Annotated in this window: 15 protein-coding genes and 1 pseudogene; 9 read left to right on the top strand and 7 right to left on the bottom strand. The window is 72.8% G+C overall.

Features of this window, described 5'->3' with window-relative positions:
• Positions 1–189 precede the first annotated feature (189 nt).
• Positions 190–1320 (top strand): hypothetical protein, encoded by a 1131-nt coding sequence (locus ODJ79_RS35575; RefSeq protein ID WP_263028052.1) that lies wholly within the window; start codon positions 190–192, stop codon positions 1318–1320.
• Positions 1307–2422 carry an alpha/beta hydrolase gene (locus ODJ79_RS35570; RefSeq protein WP_263028051.1) on the top strand — a complete coding sequence of 372 codons (1116 nt, stop codon included), beginning with the start codon at positions 1307–1309 and terminating at the stop codon, positions 2420–2422. The genes ODJ79_RS35575 and ODJ79_RS35570 overlap by 14 nt, the downstream gene beginning before the upstream one ends.
• Here the strand turns inward: ODJ79_RS35570 and ODJ79_RS35565 are convergent.
• On the bottom strand, positions 2415–3782 hold the full coding sequence (locus ODJ79_RS35565; protein WP_263028050.1) for a sensor histidine kinase: 1368 nt from the start codon (positions 3780–3782) through the stop codon (positions 2415–2417). The genes ODJ79_RS35570 and ODJ79_RS35565 overlap by 8 nt on opposite strands.
• Before the next feature lie 34 nt (positions 3783–3816).
• Here ODJ79_RS35565 and ODJ79_RS35560 point away from each other — a divergent pair, with 34 nt between their 5' ends.
• The 3 genes from ODJ79_RS35560 to ODJ79_RS35550 are packed head-to-tail and all read left to right on the top strand — an operon-like array spanning position 3817 to position 5829.
• Entirely contained in the window at positions 3817–4287 is a 471-nt protein-coding gene (locus ODJ79_RS35560; RefSeq protein ID WP_263028049.1) for a DUF1003 domain-containing protein, read from the top strand.
• Between the two features lie 27 nt (positions 4288–4314).
• Entirely contained in the window at positions 4315–4989 is a 675-nt protein-coding gene (locus ODJ79_RS35555; protein WP_263028048.1) for a response regulator transcription factor, read from the top strand.
• 6 nt (positions 4990–4995) lie between these two features.
• Positions 4996–5829 carry a hypothetical protein gene (locus tag ODJ79_RS35550; RefSeq protein WP_263028047.1) on the top strand — a complete coding sequence of 278 codons (834 nt, stop codon included), beginning with the start codon at positions 4996–4998 and terminating at the stop codon, positions 5827–5829.
• Positions 5830–5904: 75 nt separating this feature from the next.
• Here the strand turns inward: ODJ79_RS35550 and ODJ79_RS35545 are convergent, their stop codons facing one another.
• From ODJ79_RS35545 to ODJ79_RS35525, 5 genes are all read right to left on the bottom strand, one after another.
• Positions 5905–6993, bottom strand: coding sequence for a hypothetical protein (locus ODJ79_RS35545; protein WP_263028046.1), 1089 nt, complete (start codon positions 6991–6993; stop codon positions 5905–5907).
• A gap of 46 nt (positions 6994–7039) precedes the next feature.
• The gene (locus tag ODJ79_RS35540; protein ID WP_263028045.1) at positions 7040–7837 is read right to left on the bottom strand and encodes an inositol monophosphatase family protein; all 798 of its coding nucleotides are present in this window, start codon (positions 7835–7837) and stop codon (positions 7040–7042) included.
• Complete coding sequence (locus ODJ79_RS35535) at positions 7824–8822, bottom strand: hypothetical protein (RefSeq protein ID WP_263028044.1); 999 nt, start codon at positions 8820–8822, stop codon at positions 7824–7826. The genes ODJ79_RS35540 and ODJ79_RS35535 overlap by 14 nt, the downstream gene beginning before the upstream one ends.
• Entirely contained in the window at positions 8819–9136 is a 318-nt protein-coding gene (locus tag ODJ79_RS35530; protein ID WP_263028043.1) for a PadR family transcriptional regulator, read from the bottom strand. Before ODJ79_RS35530 ends, ODJ79_RS35535 begins: the two co-directional genes overlap by 4 nt.
• A gap of 101 nt (positions 9137–9237) precedes the next feature.
• A complete protein-coding gene (locus ODJ79_RS35525; protein WP_263028042.1) occupies positions 9238–12732 on the bottom strand; it encodes a putative Ig domain-containing protein in 3495 nt (1164 codons plus the stop codon).
• 446 nt (positions 12733–13178) lie between these two features.
• Here ODJ79_RS35525 and ODJ79_RS35520 point away from each other — a divergent pair, with 446 nt between their 5' ends.
• The 4 genes from ODJ79_RS35520 (at position 13179) to ODJ79_RS35505 (ending at position 17597) form a co-directional block, all read left to right on the top strand.
• Positions 13179–13799: a fasciclin domain-containing protein gene (locus ODJ79_RS35520; protein WP_263028041.1), complete on the top strand. Its 621-nt coding sequence runs from the start codon at positions 13179–13181 to the stop codon at positions 13797–13799.
• A 593-nt stretch (positions 13800–14392) separates the two neighbouring features.
• Positions 14393–15202 carry a hypothetical protein gene (locus tag ODJ79_RS35515; RefSeq protein WP_263028040.1) on the top strand — a complete coding sequence of 270 codons (810 nt, stop codon included), beginning with the start codon at positions 14393–14395 and terminating at the stop codon, positions 15200–15202.
• A 185-nt stretch (positions 15203–15387) separates the two neighbouring features.
• Positions 15388–16125, top strand: coding sequence for an IS5 family transposase (locus ODJ79_RS35510; RefSeq protein ID WP_317620731.1), 738 nt, complete (start codon positions 15388–15390; stop codon positions 16123–16125).
• Positions 16122–17597: a tetratricopeptide repeat protein gene (locus ODJ79_RS35505; protein ID WP_263028039.1), complete on the top strand. Its 1476-nt coding sequence runs from the start codon at positions 16122–16124 to the stop codon at positions 17595–17597. Before ODJ79_RS35510 ends, ODJ79_RS35505 begins: the two co-directional genes overlap by 4 nt.
• Here ODJ79_RS35505 and ODJ79_RS35500 read toward each other — a convergent pair.
• Positions 17594–18047 (bottom strand): annotated as a pseudogene (locus ODJ79_RS35500) (ATP-dependent Clp protease ATP-binding subunit); the annotation flags it as partial. The gene ODJ79_RS35505 and the pseudogene ODJ79_RS35500 sit on opposite strands and share 4 nt — an antisense overlap.

Genomic DNA, 18047 nt, shown 5'->3' with positions numbered 1-18047 from the left:
CGGCATTTCGACGAAGAGCGAACCAGCGACCGACAATCGGTAACATCGATGATCAACGATGCCGACTTCACGTTCCTGTGAGTGCGTTGTGAAAAGGGCGCGCGACGGCGTGCTCTCATCCCACTGTCATTTTCGGCGACGCATGGTTGACCCGAAGATGCCCTCGACCCGGTGGGAGAAGACAGCCCGATGTCGCTGACCGGTATACCGCTGATCGCCTGCGCGGTCCTCGCCACGGCCGCCGCGCTGGCGGCCACGATTCTGATCTGGAATCGTTGGCGGCGGCTGCGGTTGGTGCTGCGCCCGGCCGGGGTGCTGCTCACCGAGGCGCTGCTGGTGGTGTCCGTGGGGCTGATGGTCAACCGGTCGGAGGAGTTCTACCCCGACTGGGCGGCGCTGATGCAGTCGAACAACTCCGCCGGCACCACGTACGCGGTGCATCCGGGCGGGCTCGACGGGTGGCTGCGCGGCCAGTCCGGCGACCTCGCCGACCAGGGCTCCGCCTTCCCCTGGCAGCCGGCCGACTGGACCAGCTGGCATCTGGCCGGCGCGCCGCTGGTGTTCACGCCCGCCGGCTATCTGAAGCACACCGGCTGGCGGTATCCGACGTTGCTGGTCCTGGACGACGGCAAGAACGGCTGGACTCCCGACGGCGAGACCGCGGCCGCCCGCAGCGCCGACACCGCGGCCGGGCCGGCGGTCGTGGTGTTCGCCCGGACCACCCCGGCGACCAGCATCGAGACGCTCACCACCGCCATGCCGGCCGCGCTCGCCCACGACCTGCGGGTCACCGACCGGCGCTGGGCGCTGGTCGCGCCGGCCGCGGACACCGGCCTCGCCGACAAGATCGTCGCCGCGGCGCCGGGGCGCTATCCGGCGCTCGCCCTGGTTCAGGCGAAACCCGCCACCGGCAAGAAGCCGGCCACCAAGCCGGCCAGCAAACCGAAGACCGCGGCAAAGCTGAAGACCGTGACGAAGCCGAAGAGGGTGGCGAAGCCGAAGACCGCGGCGAAGGGCGGCAAGCCCCGGACCACCGTGGCGGGGCTGCCGGCCGGCATCACCACCACGACGATCGTCGAGACCGCCCTCACCAGCACCGGCCCGGCCGTGCCGCCCGCCGAGACCGCGCTCGCCTCGGCCCTCGACTGGGCCTGCGGTCAGACTCCTCCCCCGCTGGCCGCCTCGACGCCCGCGGCCACGTCGCTGCCGGTCTACCACCCCCACCACGGCGCCAAGCACCCGTCGCCGGGCAGCTCCGGCGCGGTCCCGCCCGGCGGGGGCGTCTCGAAGCCCCGGGGAGGACAACGTGTCGCCCGATAGCCTCGCCGTCGAGCTGATCGCCCTGGTTGCGACCGTGGTCGCCGCCGTCGCGCTGAGCGTCTTCTGGTCCGCCATGCGCCACTGGCTGCGCGCCGTGGTCATCGCCGCCTGCCTGCTCGCCGTGACCGCGACCACCCTCGTCTGGGTCAACCGGCAGGTCGACAGCTACCCGACCTGGGCCAGCCTGTTCGGCTCGCCGGCCGACGCGGCCGCGCCGGCCGCACCGGCGAAGACCGCGAGCGCGAAAACCGCGGGGCAGATCGTCAAGTTCACCGTGGCCGGCCGGACCAGCGGCATCACCGTTCCGATGTGGGCCTACCTGCCGCCCGGGTACGGGGCGTCGCCGACCACCCGGTACCCGGTCATCGAGGCGCTGCACGGCTATCCCAGCTCACCCGTACAGTGGCTCAAGGGTTTCGGGGTGGCCGCCGTGCTCGATCGTGAGATCGACGCCGGGCGGATGGCGCCCACGGTCGTGCTGTTCCCCTACCAGACGCCCCAGCCGATGGTCGACACCGAGTGCGCGAACCTGGTCGGCGGCCCGCAGGCGGAGACGTTCCTGACCGCCGACGTGCCCGCGTTCGCCCGGACCCATCTGGCCGTCCGCACCGACGCCGCGGCCTGGGGCCTGATCGGCTACTCGGCCGGCGGCTACTGCGCGACCGACCTCGCCCTGCGCCACCCCACCGAGTACGCCGCCGCCGCCAGCCTGTCCGGCTACACCACGCCGGGCATCGTGATCGGCGACAACCTCGAGCACACCGCTTACGACGACGTGTGGCGGCTCAAGCATCTGCCCATCCCGGCCGTCTCGCTGTACCTGACCTGCGCGAAGACCGACCGGGGAGCGATGCGCGCCGCCGAGGAGCTGGCCAAGGCCGCACACGCGCCGCTGTCGGTCACCCTCGCCTACATCGCCGGCGGCGGGCACAACTCGGGGACCTGGCACGCGATGGAGGCGCCGGCCTTCGACTGGCTGTCGAACTCGCTGGGCCGGCCCACCACCGTGCCGGCCGTCTCGCCCACGCCGTCGACGCCCCTGCCCCCGAAGGGCACCCTGCTGGCCGGCAGCCCGGCGGCCACCGGCAAACCGGCTAGGTGACCGCGGGCAGCCGGACGGTGACCACGGCGCCGCCCAGCGGCGGGCCGTTGTGCAGGTCGGCGGTGCCGGCGTGGGCGGTCACCACCGCCCGGACGATGGACAGGCCCAGCCCGGCGCCGGTGCTCGGGGTCCGCGACGGGCCACCGCGGACGAACCGCTCGAACGCCGAGTCGAGCAGGTCCGGCGGGATGCCCGGCCCGTCGTCGGCCCACTCGATCCGGGCGACCATCGGCTCCCGGACCACCGTCACGCGGGCCGTGCCGGCGCCGGCCGCCGCGCTGTTCGCGGCCAGATTGGTCAGCACCTGACGCAGCCGGTCGGCGTCCGCCTCGACGATCACCGGATCGCCCCGCACGTCGATCCGCAGACCGGTGACCCGCCCGAGCACGCCGGCCTCGGCCTTGACCAGGTCGGTCAGGTCGACCGGCTCGCGGTGCACCACCAGCGAGCCGTCCCGCTCCCGGGCCAGCAGCAGCAGGTCCTCGGCCAGCCGGCTCAGCCTCGCCACCTGACCCTGCGCGGCCAGCAGCGACTGGCGTACCTCCTCGGGGTTGTCGAGCGCGGCCAGCGCGAGGTCGATCTCCCCGCGCAACACGGCGATCGGGGTGCGCAGCTCGTGGCTCGCGTCGTCGACGAACGCCCGCTCGCGGTCGAAGGCGACCGAGAGCCGGGCGAGCATGCCGTTCAGGGTGGCCGACAGCCGGGCGATCTCGTCGTCGCCCGGCACCACCGGCAGCCGCCGCTCGGAGTCGAGCGTCGAGATGGCCGCGGCCTGCCGGGTCAGCGCGTCGACCGGCCGCAGCGCCGCGCGCAGCAGCAGCCAGCACAGCATGGCCAGCGCCGCGATCATCAGCGGCGCCGCCACCAGGAGCACGTTCAGCTGCTGGTCGCCGGCGCGCTCGATGCCGGCCGAGGGCAACGCGACGGTCAGCACCCACCCGGAGCGGTCGACCGGGCGCGACAGCAGGCGTACCCGCAACGGTTCGTCGTCGGCGCCCAGCGGCAGGGTCGTGCTGGTCGCGGACGTGCGCCGGACCGCACGGACCTGCGCCGGGGTGAGCAGCGTCCGGCCCCTGATCGAGTCGGCGGTGGCCAGCGGGGTCCCGTCCGAGTCGTACAGCTGGGCCATCGGATCGCTCTTCACCGCATTAAGATCATCTGCGCGTACGCTGGCCACCAGGTCATCGCTGCGCGCGGTCAGGTCGGCGTCGACGGCCTTGCCCAGCTGCCGGTGCAGCGCCACGTAGAGCAGCGCCAGCGACAGCAGCAGGACCACCGAGGTGCCGGCCCCGAACAACAGGACCAGCCGGGTCCGAATCGAGGCCGGGCTGAGCCGCACCGTCACCTCCGCCGTTTTCACGATCCTCTCATCCTCACCGGTCCACGATGGCGGCATGACCACGGCTCACCCTCGCCTCGGCGCGGCACGTCCGCCTGCCGTCCCCGGCCCGTCCGGCTGGGACCAGCACCCCGGGGTACGCACCGGACGCCGGCTGCGGCCGGGTGAGCGCGCCGGTGACCTGCTCTGCCGGGCCGGCGGTTCGTGGACCTACCTGATCGTGCTCACCGTCGCCGTCCTGGCCGGCGCGGCCGTGGTGTCGCTCCAGAACCGTAGCGCCGGCCCGGCGATCTGGCTGGCGGCCGGGCTCGCCGCCGTCGCGGCGCTCGAGGTGCCGGCCGTCCTGCTCGCCGCCCGCCGGTCCGAACGGCTCGCCCGGGAGCTGGCCCTCTACCAGCTCGACCAGGGCCGGCGGGCGGCCGCCGTCGCCGAGGACCTGCGCGCCGAGATGCAGCGGCTGCGCGACGACGTCGCCCGGCTGGCCGCGCACGCGGACATCGCCGGCTACCCGGCGCGTCGGCCTTGAGTCGCCCGGCCTACCTATTCTTTGCTCATGCGTTTGTTGGTCGTCGAGGACGATCCGGCGATGTCGAGCATGCTCTGCCGCGGCCTGCGCCGCGCGGGCTACGCCGTGGACAGCGTCGACAACGGCACCGACGCCGTGTGGACCATCTCCGAGTCCGACTACGACCTCGTGGTGCTGGACGCGATGATTCCCGGGCCGGACGGGTTCGAGGTCTGCCGCCGGATCCGCGCGAACGAGCGCTGGGTGCCGGTGCTGATGCTCACCGCCCGGGACGGCACGACCGACAAGATCCGCGGCCTGGACGCCGGGGCCGACGACTACCTGACCAAGCCGTTCGCCTTCGATGAGCTGCTGGCCCGGGTCCGGGCGCTGGTCCGGCGGGAGCCGCGGCAACGGCCCGCGGTGCTGCGGGTGAGCGACCTGGTCCTGGACCCCGCCGAGCGGAAGGTGCGCCGGGGCGACACCCCGATCGCCCTGTCGGCCAAGGAATTCGCGCTGCTGCACGAGCTGATGCGGCGAGCCGGCGAGACGCTGAGCCGCGGCTACCTGATCGAGCACGTCTGGGATTTCGCCTATGACGGCGGCTCGAACGTCGTGGACGTGTACGTCCGCTATCTGCGCGGCAAGGTCGACCGGCCCTTCGACCGGGACACCATCCGCACGGTCCGCGGCGCCGGCTACCGCCTCGACCCGGAAGCCTGATCCGGATTGATCTTCGCAGTGCTGTGCGCCGTCTGCTACGGCGTGGCGACCGCGCTGCAGGCCCGGGCGGCGGTCGCCGGACCGCTGATCGGTCTGCTGCGCCGGTGGCCGTTCGTGCTCGGTCTGCTGCTGGACGTCGCCGGTTTCGGCGCGCAACTGGTCGCGCTGCGCGTCCGGCCGCTGTTCGTCGTGCAGGCGGCCCAGGCCGGCAACCTGGCCGTGACGGCCGTCGCCTGCGTGCCGCTGCTCGGCGTCCGCCTGGCGCCCCGGCACTGGGCCGCGGTGCTCGCCGTCAGCGCCGGGCTCGCCGTGCTCGGCGCGTCCAGCGGCCGGGAGGGCACCACCGAGGCCGGCCCGACCACCCGGCTGGTCCTGCTCGGCGCCGCGCTCGTGCTGGGCGCGACCGCCCTGATCGCCGCCCGGCTCGCCCCGCCGGCCGGCCCGATCGTGCAGGGCGTGGTGGCCGGCCTCGGGTTCGGGCTGACCGCGCTGGCCGTACGCAGCCTGCCGAGCTTCGCGCCCGGAGATCTGCTGCGCGACCCGGCCGCCTACGCCGCGGTGATCAGCGGCGGCTGCGCCTTCGTCTCGTTCGCGGCCGGCCTGCAGCGCGGGCAGGTCGCCACCGTCGCCGCCCTGACCATCCTCGGCGAGACGGCCCTGCCGGCCGCGGTCGGCATCGCCCTGTGGGGTGACCAGACCCGCCCCGGCTGGGCCGTCCCGGCGGTGCTCGGCTTCGTCGTCGCGCTGGCGGGGGCGTTGGCGCTGTCCCGCTTCGCCGAGCCCGTCTCGCCGACCGGCCCCGAGTCAGCGCCCCCGGGCCCGGTCAACGCCGGTCAGTGACTCCACGGGACCACGGCCGTCAGAGCCTCCGGGCCGTCCGCCGGATTCAGCGCCGCAGGACACCGTCAACGCCGGTCAGTGACTCCACGGGACCACGGCCGTCAGCGCCTCCGGGCTGTCCGCCGGATACAGCGCCCACCGGCGGGCCCGGCGCGCCCGCGCCAGGAACGCGCCGACCCGGTTCGGCTTGACCGACTGGTACCAGACCGCGCCGGACTCGGTGTCCTCCAGAAATCCGTGGTACTCCTCGGCGGGACGCGGGCTGAAGCCCTTCGTCTCGCCGGCGTCGGGCGATTCGGGAAACGCCGTCACCACGGCGCCGGGCGCGACCGTCGAGCGCACCACGCCGAGGTCACCGCTCTCCGGGACCACCAGCCAGCGGCGCGCCAGCCCGTCGGTGGTCTCCAGCATCGCGACCTCGGCACGCCGGCCGGTGGCCAGGGCGGCGACCCGGCCCCAGAAGTCCTCGTCGGCCATCGGGAGGCCGGACGGCTGCGCCCCGACCGGAACGGGGCGCGCGGCCGCCGGCAACGGCACCGCCGAGGGCCGCGGCGCGATGTCCCGGATTCGGAAGATCACACCCGAGGCAGCCACCCGCTCGCGGACCTGCGTCCGAATCTGCCAGACGGCGATCAGCAGGAACGTCAGCCCGATCAGCCGGGCCCCGATCTGCGCGGCGTCCCAGGCCAGCCAGGACGCGAACTGCTCCGCCTGGCTCGAGGTGTCGTGCCCGAAGGTCAAGGGGGTCTGCGCCGGGGTGCCGGCCGGATTGTTGGCGCGAATCATGAAGGACGTGAAGAGCCCGAGGTACCAGGCCCCGACGGTCCAGTGCCAGAGCGCTGGCGAGTTCGCCTCGCCGACCGAGTCGAGCAGCGCCCGGGTGCGCCGCCGCCAGATGAAGAACCCGATCAGGTAGCCGAAGCCCAGCATCAGGTAGAGAGCGCTGATCGCGTCGCCGTTGTCCAGGATCCACGCCACCAGCGCGGACACCCCGTCGGCCCCGCCGGTGAGCAGGTAGGCACGCACCGCCAGGTCGCTGACCAGCAGCAGTATGCCCAGCCCGGCGGCGCAACCAGCCGCCACCATCAGGGCGAAGGTCTGGATTTCCCACTCGTGCGGCGGCTTCGCCACCGGGGGCGCGTCCGCGGGGTTGATCTCACTCACGGCCGCAGATTGTTGCACCCGGCGACGCGCAGCGCTGCCCTCTTTTTCAGGCCGGACGCTGCTTGCCGACGATGGCCAGCAGCGCGGCGTGGGTCGGCTCGTCGGCGGCCGCGACGAGGCCGCCCGAGCCGCGGTGCAGGGGCTGACCGTCGAGGCCGGTGACGACGCAGCCGGCTGAGCGGCAGAGCGCGATCCCCGCCGCGAAGTGAACGCTCTCGGCGAGGTGTCCATCCGTGACGTAGGCGGCTCGCCGGCCGGCCGCGACCCACGCCACGGCCAGCGTGGTGGAGACGACGCGCGGCCGGAACCGCTCGATGAAGTCCCCGTCGGCGAGCATCCGGGCGGCCAGGAAACTGTCCTGGTTCGGAAACGGTGGATCCAGGTTGACGTCGACCAGGTTCGACTCGCCGGACGGGGCGAGCAGTTCGTCGGTGCCGCCGTGGCGGCGGTACGCGGCGGTCCCGTCGGTCCAGAACACCTCGCCGGCGAACGGGTCCGCCGACGCGGCCGCGGTGACCTCGGTTCCCGCCCGCAGCGCCACGTTGACCGACGCGAGCATGGTGTTCGCGGCGAAGTTCAGCGTTCCGCACAGCGGATCGACCAGCCACGTCCGGCCGTTGCCGACACCGCCCGCACGCCCGCTCTCCTCCCCCACCACGACGTCGTCCGGCCGCCCTGCCCGCAGGACGCCGAGAACCGCCTTCTCCGCCTCGACGTCGGCGACCGTCGCAAAGTCGCCGCCGCCCTTCTCGAAGCGGGTGAGCGAGGACCCGAAGTGCGCGCGGACGACCGCGGCGCCGGCTTCCGCGGCCTCGATGGCCAGCGCGTGGTCAGTGATCGACACGCCGGGAACCCGGGATCGGCGCCGCGGCGGGGCGGCGGGTGAGCACCGCCGCGAGTGCCAGGGCGGTCGCCGCGATCGCGCTCAGGAACAGGATCAGCACGTACGGGTCGACGATCTCGATGCGGCTCTCGCTGATGTGCTGGCCGGGCAGGGCCGCCGGGGTGATGTCCGGGATGAGGCGGTCCGGGCCGAAGCGCGCCAGCAGCAGCACGGCCACGAAGACCAGCACCATGGTCCCCGCCGTGGCGAGCAACCCGGCGAGCAGGCTGCCCTCGGTGGTGCCGGAGCCGCCGGCGTTGGCCAGGACGGCCGTGGCGGCGGCGACCGCGGTGACCGCGAGCGCCCAGCCCACCGAGGCCGGGATCGGCGGTGCCACCAGTACGACGACCAGCCACAACACGGTCGCGCCCAGGGCACTGCCGGCCCCGGTGACCAGCACCCGCCTGGTCGCCGCCGACCGCCGCGCGCTCGCCGCGGTCAGTCCGATCAGGAAGCTGCCCGTCACCGCGCCGAGCGCGAGCAGCCCGGCGCCGGCATCCGCCGCCTCCAGTGTCGCGGGGTGGGCGTGAGCGAGGGCGACCGCGGCCAGGGCGACTGCCGTCAGGTAGCCGGCGCCGCGCAGCAGCCTGGCGACGACGCCGTCGCCGGTCGGGCCGAACATCCCGGATCGCCGCGCCTGCCAGCACACCGCGGCCAGCACGGAGGCCATCACGGAGAGGATCCAGGCCAGCGGCGGGTAGTCCACCGAAGCGGTCCAGGCCAGCAGCGCCCCGAGGGTGCCCAGCACCGCGAGCAGGTGCAGCAAACCGCGGAGCGGGCGCGACGCGCGCAGGCACCCCCAGGCGAAGCTCCACCGCTCCGCCGGCTCGTCGATGGCGGCCAGTTCGGCCTGCATCGCCCGGGCCCAGTCGCGGCGACCGGCGGGCAGGACCCGGGCGGCGGCGGACAACAGCCGGGCGGGCCGGTCCCGGTCGAGCGTGGTCACCATGCCTCCCGCAGGTGCGGGCGGACGGCCGGGCGGGCCGGTGCGGGCCGGGCGGCGACCTCGGCCGCCCAGCGGACGCCCTCGTCGGTCAGCCGGTACAGGTGCCGCGGCGGGCGGCCGGGCGCGGGATCCGCCTCCCAGGTCGCGTCGAGCAGACCACGGTCGCACAGCCGGATGAGGATCGGGTACAGCGAGCCGGCCTTGAGGCCGACCTGCCGCCCGAGCTCGTAGCCATACCGCCACTCGGCCGGGTCGCCGGCCAGCGCGTCGAGGACCAGAACGGTTTGCGCCGAGGGGCGCCTGGGTCGAACCATGCGGGAACTCTATATAGGTAGACAACCAGCGGCAAGCCCCCGGCAACGGCGATGGCCCGCCGCGCCCCGGGAGGGGTGCGACGGGCCATCGGCCGTTCGGGCTACTCGGTGCCGCGGACCTCGATCTCGTCGGCCATCGTCCAGACGTCGCTGCCGTCCAGCTCGACCCGCACGTACCGCGCGGTCGCGTCCAACCCGATCGCCTTGTACGCCTTGACCTGGTCCTTATCCGACACGAACGGCCGGTAGATGTACGACACCCGGTCCCAGGTCTTGCCATCCACCGACGTGAAGTACGAGACACTCGGCGGCAACACCACGAAGTCCGACTTCGCCTGCAGCCACGAAGAATCGATCTCCGTGATCCGCCGCGCCGAACCCAGGTCCACCGTCTGCGAGTACACACTCACCCCGGTCCGGCCCTGCCACGCCGCACGGTCACCGACCACGCCATGCACACCGTCGGTCAACGCACCAGCCTTGTCCGGCATCGACTCGTCCGCCCGCACACTCACCGTGTACCCACAACCGGACTCACCAGCCGCCGCACCACACCGCGCATAGTTCACCGGCGCCGCCGGCGCAGCATCCAGGCCGACCTCGGCCGGCGCACTGACCGCCGAAGCCACCCCGTTCGCGTCCACCGACCGCACCTCGTACCGGTACGAACGGCCCGACTCCAGCTGCCAGTCCATGAACACCGGCCACGTACCGATCTTCGCCACCAGCTCACCATCACGGAACACCTGATAGCCAACCGCCTGCGGAACATCCGCCCACGACAACCGCACCGTCTGCGCATCCACCGCCTCAGCCGTCAAACCGGCGGGCACCGGCAGGGTCGCCGGGTCGGTGCCGCGGACCTCGATCTCGTCGGCCATCGTCCAGACGTCGCTGCCGTCCAGCTCGACCCGCACGTACCGCGCGGTCGCGTCCAACCCGATCGCCTTGTACGCCTTGACCTGGTCCTTATCCGACACGAACGGCCGGTAGATGTACGACACCCGGTCCCAGGTCTTGCCATCCACCGACGTGAAGTACGAGACACTCGGCGGCAACACCACGAAGTCCGACTTCGCCTGCAGCCACGAAGAATCGATCTCCGTGATCCGCCGCGCCGAACCCAGGTCCACCGTCTGCGAGTACACACTCACCCCGGTCCGGCCCTGCCACGCCGCACGGTCACCGACCACGCCATGCACACCGTCGGTCAACGCACCAGCCTTGTCCGGCATCGACTCGTCCGCCCGCACACTCACCGTGTACCCACAACCGGACTCACCAGCCGCCGCACCACACCGCGCATAGTTCACCGGCGCCGCCGGCGCAGCATCCAGGCCGACCTCGGCCGGCGCACTGACCGCCGAAGCCACCCCGTTCGCGTCCACCGACCGCACCTCGTACCGGTACGAACGGCCCGACTCCAGCTGCCAGTCCATGAACACCGGCCACGTACCGATCTTCGCCACCAGCTCACCATCACGGAACACCTGATAGCCAACCGCCTGCGGAACATCCGCCCACGACAACCGCACCGTCTGCGCATCCACCGCCTCAGCCGTCAAACCGGCGGGCACCGGCACGACCACGGTCCAGCCGACCGTGGTGCTGGTGGTGCGGGCGGCCGCGTCGGTGACCACGATCGTGGCCGTGGCGGTGCCCGCGCCGGTGGGCACGCCGCTGATCTCACCGGTCGCGGCGGCGATGGACAGGCCGGCCGGGAGGCCGGTGGCCGTCCAGGTGTACGGCGCGGTGCCGCCGGTCGCCTCCGGAAGAAGCGAGACCGGCGAGCCGGCGGTGGCGCGCTGCGCGCCCGGCTCGTTCAGGGTGAGCGCGGGCGGCACGGCCGCGGCCACCTTCACGGTGAACTCGCACCACGACGACCACGAGGTGGCGTCGTTGCCCTGGCCGGCCCGGACCCGCCACTTGTAGGCGTTGTCGCCGGCCAGCTGCTTGGCCGGGACGTCGACGGCGGCCGTCGTGCCCGGCTTCACCGGGTCGCTGGTCGCGCTGCCGATCGGCGCGGTGCCGTCCACCGCCCACCACTCGAACGTGGCCGCGACGGTCGGCGTGCTACCACCGGTGTAGGTGGCCCGCAGCTGCGGGGTGGTGGTGTCTACGGACGGCCGGTCGGCGCCGGTGGCGCACTCGGTGGCCGGCGCGGTGGACCGGTCGGTCAGCCGCGGGCCCGGCACGTAGGTGACCGCCAGGACGGCGGCGTTGTCGAACCGCACCGGAAGGAACCGGTCGTTCTCGTCGGTCGCGCGCACGCCCAGGGCCAGGGGGCCACCGCTGGTGGCCGCCGCCTGGACGGCCGCGGTGGCGTCCAGGGCCACGGAACCGGCCGGGCACAGCAGGAAGCGACCCGCGTCGACCGTCGCCGAACCCTGCCGCTGACCCCACGCCGGCTGGCCGGCCCAGGTGGTGGCCGCGGTGACCGCCCCGGTCACCGCGTACAGGTCCACCTTGCGGGGCTTGCAGAGGGCCGTACCCGGCTTGGTCAGGTTCAGCGCGGCGGCGGTCACCCGGCGGCCGGCGAACGGGGCCGCGGTGGTGTCGGTGGTGAAGTACGACCGGTAGGTGCCGCCGAGCACGCCGGTGCCGACCAGCGCGGCGGTGGCCGAGTTCCAGTACGACGTGTCGGGCTGCTTCGAGTTGACCTTCGTCCACGCGCCGCGGGCCGCGCTGAACCCCGGCACGATCGAGATCGGGAAGACCGCGCGCGCGTCGTTCAGCATCGTCCGGCTGGGGGTCAGCACCAGCGACGTGGCGGTCGCCGTCGCCGGCACCGCGACCTCGTCGGAGGGTGCCTGCGGCTGCTCGTCGGACGCCGCCTCGGCGTTGGCGTCCCACATCCGCGGGGCGGTGCCGGTGAAGCGCGAGGCGCCGTCGGCGGTGCCCACGACGGAGAGGTTGCCCGCCTTGTCCACCTTGAGGGCCAGCCCGCTCCCGGTCACGGCGTAGGCCAGCTTGTCCAGCTTGGTGTTGGCCGCCGCCTTGCGGGTCTTGACCACCAGCGTCTGGGTGTAACCGTCGACGTCGGCCTGCAGGCGCAGGTCCACGCCGGGCAGCACCTCGGAGTAGGTGGCGGTGTCGCCGGCCAGTCGCGGCCTGGGCAGCGTGCCCACCGGCGAGCCCAGCGCGATGCGGTCCTTGCCGTCGGCCAGCTCCACGAGCGGACGGGTGCCGCCGCCGGAGAACGCCACGTCGATCGCCGCGGCCCTGGGCGCGACCATGCCGTCCGAGCGCAGCTGCAGCGTGGTGTCCACCGACACCCACTGGCCGGCGCGCTTGACCCGCACCGGGCGGTACCGGTGCTCCCAGAGCACCGAACCGTCGGGGTTGGCCCATGCCTCGTCGGTCTCGGTGGTCAGCCCGGTGATCTTCACCCGCTGGCCGGCCGACCCGGCGGCGGCCAACGCCGCGGCCTCGGTGGGCTGCTCCAGCTGCTGGCTCGTCGCCGGGGCGGCGGCCTGAGCCGACGCCGCGAACGGCAGTGGCGCCGCCACTGCTGCCAGGCCGACCGCGAACACCGCGGTCAACGACCGGCCGGGGGCGCTGTGGCGCCACCGTTCCGGCTTCGCTACCGATGTCAAAGTGCGAGCACGCACGCAAACCTCCGACCGTTTCCTCGCTCCTGAACGAACAGGAGGTTGGAAGGTAGCCGGGCCCGCCCATCCATCTGCAAGGACGCAAAGTACAGGCCGGCCGACGGTGCGTGACGGTTTCAAGTCGGTGGCTTTGATATCCGTCGATGCCATCCGTCACCACTGTGATCATTGGGGCGACTGGGATCGCGGCGGAGCCGGCGGTTCGCCGATGCGATCACCGGCTTCACCAGGAAATACGCCTTTCGGACAGGCCCGGAGCCGACAATATGCCGCACCGTGAGGTCGAAGTCACGCCAAGTTTCCCTACAGTGGCATCCGTCGATCGGCGGCCTCGCAATCCGAGCCGAACGGACGATGGCTGCCGCCCCCCGAACGGCTCTGGCCTGCGAAAACCGCTGAAGCGGCCACCCTTCGTGTCGATGGAAGCGACGATGCGTACCAGTGCCTTCGCCGCCGCCGCGGCCGTCCTCCTCACGCTGACGATGTCGGCGTGCGGCGACCATGCCACCAGCAAGGCGGCCGCCAGCCAGGCCCCGGCCGTCGCCGACCCGAACAGCAACCCGCCCCCGGGGAAGACACAGTTCGGGGCGGCCTGCGCCACGTTCCCCACCGACCCGGCAAACCCGGGCAGCTTCGAGTCGATGGCCAAGCGGCCGGTCGCCGCCGCGGTCGCCGCCAACCCCGCGATGTCCTCGCTGGCCGACGCGGCGAAGCGGGCCGGCCTGACGAACGCCCTGAACGCCGCGCCGGGCATCACCGTCTTCGCCCCGGCGAACGTCGCCTTCAGCAAGCTGCCCAAGGACGACCTGCGCAAGCTCCTGGCGGACAAGAAGGGCCTGGCCGGCATCCTGAACTACCACGTGGTGCCGGGCAAGGTCACGCCCGACCACCTCGCCGGCCAGCACAAGACCCGCCAGGGCGGCACCATCTCCGTGACCCGGCAGGGCGCCAAGTACAAGGTCAACGGCCGGTCGACGGTGGTGTGCGGCAACGTGCAGACCGCGAACGCCACCATCTACCTCATCGACACCCTGCTCACTCCGCCGCGCTGACCCACCGGCGCAGGCGTAACCGCCGCAGTCCGGTCATCGCTGTCTAAGAGCCTGGTAAATAACCGGTTCAGGGTGCGCGGAGTGGTGGCGGGCGAACAGCCTTCGCGCCGACGCCCACGCGCCGGGCCAGAGCGGCGATCTGGTCGTCCGACAGACCCGCGGTGCCCTCCACCGGCTGCGCGTCGAAAAGTGCTGCGTTGAACGCCAGCACCCGCTCGGGGGCGCCGCGGCCGGCCCGACGACCAGTGCCCCGCCTGCCGTGGCACCCGCGGGCACCGCCGCCGCGTCCTGGGTGCCGCCGGAGTCCCGTCCTCCCAGCGCGACGGCCACGATGGCGACCACCAGGCCGAGGATGACGACCACGCCACCGGACTACAGTCGAGTGGCCGCGTCCTCCACATCACTGGACTTTCGCCTCTGCCCGGTCCGGCTCGCTCACGCAACACTGGACTCTGAGGCTCTGCGGCAGCGCCGTCGCGTCTCGCGCGGGATCGAAGTCTCCGACGTGCCAGGCCCACTCCGCAGGCGGTCTGGAGGTCGTCATGTCTACGAAGAGGCGGACCCGTTGGGGACGTCTCACCGGTTTCGCCGCCTTGCTGCTGACGTTGATTCTGCCCGCAACAGCCTGTTCGGCCCGGGACACGTCGCCCGGTCCGACCGGCCCCACCAGCGCTTCGCCCGCATCCCCGCCGCCGACGCCGTCGGTGACGCGATCGCCGAGCGCCGGCGGCGGCCAAGGCGGTGGCGGCGCCACCGCCACCGGCACCGCCACCACGCAGCTGGCCGGCTTCATCAGCCAAGCGCGCGTCCTGGACTCACGGCTGCGACGAGCGGCGACGCTCATCAACGGCGGTGTCCACAAGGACGTCATCGTCCTCGCTCCGGCGACCGTCGCCGCCGTCGACGACATCAACCCTCGCACTCTCGTCCCGCACATTCCCAGCGGTATGTCACCCTCGCTGCAGCGCGCGGTGATGCTGGTCTACAGCGACGTGGTGTCACGACGGCTGGCCATGAGGCGTGTCACCGAGTACGCGGAATATGCACCGCTGCCGCGCGAGGGCACGATGGCGACCGAACTCGTCGCCAGTTTGGGCAACGGCGCTCCGGCGGCACGGCGCTTCAACGGCGACCTGGCCGCGCTGCGCCACCAGGCCGCCACGTCCGCGCCCGTCCGTGTTGCCCCGCGCAGCTCCCGGAGTACGGCCGAGGTTCTGCTCCGGACGTTGTACATCGACATGCTCAACGGCGGCTGCGACAGCAGCGGCGGCGGCGTGCTCACCACTCTCCCGCCGATCGTGTGGACGCACGCGGGAGGCTTCGATGGCACCATCAACGGCATTTCCTTCAAGGCGGACTACTCCGCCAGCACCGGCTGGAAGGTGATGATCAACGCCTGCTGAACGGAGCCCGAGGCTGCGGAACGTCTTAGAGCCTGGTAAATAGCCGGTTCTGGGTTGCCGGACAGGCGTGATCATCGATGCATCCGGTTCAGGTCCGGCGTGTCGAGCCGCCCACAAAGGGGGCCTTCGAGTACGAGCACTGGTGACGATACCTCTGCCCTGTACCCGAAGGCCCACCGTGGAGTATCCACGTCCTGACCGGGCGGGGTGCACCGGCGGTCCCCGACGCCGCCGCTCATCTGCCCACCCAGCGTCCGCGCACCTACCCCTCGGACATCATCGACGCCGAATTGCAGCTGTTCGCCCCACTGATACCGGTCGGCGGCACCCGACCCAGTGTCGGCGGCCAGCCGGTGACATACCCACGCCGTGACGTTGTGGATGCGATCCGCTACGTGACCCGCACCGGCTGCCAGTGGGACGCGCTGCCCGTCGACTTCCCACCCGCCTCGCTGGTCAAGCACTACTTCAGCGTGTGGACCCGGGACGGCACCCTGACCCGCCTACACAACATCCTGCGCGAACAGGTCCGCCAGATCGAGGGCCGCACCCCGGACCCGACCGCGGCGCTGATCGACTCCCAGTCGATACGCGCGGCCGAGACCGTCACCCGCACCAGCCGCGGACTCGACGCCGGTAAACGGGTCAACGGCCGTAAACGGCACATCGTCACCGACACCTGCGGATGGCTGCTGGCCGTACTGGTCACCGGCGCCCACATGCAAGACCGCGACGCCGGACACGTGCTGGCCTGGATCATCTGCACCGTGTTCCCCACGATCCGGCTGCTCTGGGCCGACAGCGGCTACGCCGGCACCAAGCCGCCGGACGAGTCATCCCGCAACCACTCCGCGCACCCCGAACCGGTTACTTACCAGGCTCTAAGAAAAAACCAAGAAAGCCGCTACACTGCGCGGCCATGAGCGCTGCACCCGCATTCATGAGCCCCCTCGACCAGGCATTGACGCTGCTGGCGGAGGGCCGGGTCGCAGACGCAGAGGAGCGGATGAAGCAAGCCCTGCGCCAGGCCACCGAGCTGCACGGCGAGCACACCGCCGGATGGGCGGCCGCGCAGTCCGACATGGGCAACGTGTTGCTGCGGGCCGACCAGCCGGCGTGGGCGGCCGAGTGCTTCCGGGCGGCGGTGTCGGTGCCGGTGCCGCCGGGCGCGGACCCGCAGCGCCGCCTCGGCTACCAGCTCAACCTGGGGATCGCGCTCGCGCTCTGCGGGCGGCTCGAGGAGGGTGCGGAGGCGCTGCGGGAGTCGCGGGCCGGCCGGGCCGCTTTCTTCGGCCGCAAGCACGTCGGGTACGCGACCGGCCTGGAGCCGCTCGCCGACGTGCTGCTGCGCCTGGGCGACCACGCGGGCGCGCTCGAGGCGATCGACGAGGCGGTCTGGATCTTCAAGCGCGCCGGGCACGAGCGGGCCGCCAGCTCGGTGGCGCTACGCGGCGTGATCATGGTGGCGAACGGGCACACCGGGCCGCTCTTCCCGGCCCTCAAGGATCTCCCCGACCCGCTCGTCGAGCGGGTCGGCACGTTCGTCGCCGCCCGGATCCAGCGGGACATCGATCCGGCCGCCGCGTACCGCATGATCGGCCAGCTCGCCGGCGCGCTGGCCGATCGCCTCGGGCCGGACCATCCGGCCACGATCGAGGCCCTCCGCAGCCTGGCCACCGAGGCCGCCGACCGCGGCCAGCACGCCCATCGCATCGCGGCGCTGGAGCAGATCCTCGCCTCCTACGACCGCCAGGACCGCGCGGAGGACGGGCTTGCCGCGGCTACCGACGTCGCCGAAGCGCTCAGCGACGCCCGCGAAACCGACAAATGCCTGCTTGCGTACGAGGAGGTGGCCGACCGAGCCCGGCGGACCGGCCGCGTCGACCGGCTCAGCCAGGCGCTGTTCGACTGGGGGCTGGCCCTGCGGAACGCCGGTCGGCCGGAGGACGCCGTCGAGCGGTTCGGCGAGGCCGTGGTGGCCGCCCGTGGCGGCGACGACCGGGAGCTGCGGGGGCAGGTCATCGCCGCGTACGGGATAGCCCTCCAGCACCTGGGACGAGCGGCCGAGGCTCGCGAGGCGCTCGAGGAGGGCCTGTCCGTCCTCGACCCGACCGATGCGGCCGCCCAGCCGGCGCGCGGCCACCTGGTCGCGCTCCTCGACGGCCGGGACTGCGGCTGCACCGCGTTGCAGGCCGCCGTCGAGGAGGCGTTCCGCGAGTTCGTGGTGTCCCGCGTGCCGGCCGACCTGCTGGCCCGGTTCGGCGTACGGGTGGTCGGCAACAACTTCGTGGTCGACGTCGAGTTCCAGCGGGAGCCGGGCGACGAGGAGCTGGCCAAGTTCAACGAGGTCGTCCGGGCCGCCCACGCCGAGTTCAGCCGCCAGATCGCCGGCTAGAGCGGCACCGCGGCGGCGGCCTCCGTCCGCTCGTGGAAGACCAGCGCGCCGTCCGCGCAGTCGACCACCGTCACCTGACCGGGGCGCAGGTCGCCGACCAGGATGCGCTCGGCCAGCACGTCCTCGACCTCGCGCTGGATGACGCGGCGCAGCGGCCGGGCGCCCAGCGACGGGTCGAAGCCCAGCGCGGCGAGGCGCCGGCGGGCCGCGCCGGTGACCTCGACGCCCATCTCCCGATCGCGCAGCCGCAGGTCGACGCGGGCCAGCAGCACGTCGACAATGGCCAGCACGTCGGCCTCGGTCAGCCGGGGGAACACGACGGTGTCGTCGATGCGGTTGAGGAACTCCGGGCGGAAGTGCTGCTTCAGCGCGTCGTGCACCTTGGCCGCCATCCGCTCCGGCGCGCCGCCGTCGGCCTGGAAGCCCAGCGAGACCGCCTGGGAGATGTCG

It is taken from the genome of Actinoplanes sp. KI2 (assembly GCF_025630775.1).
GTDB lineage: Bacteria > Actinomycetota > Actinomycetes > Mycobacteriales > Micromonosporaceae > Actinoplanes.
This window is presented reverse-complemented; position numbering and strand designations above follow the sequence as displayed.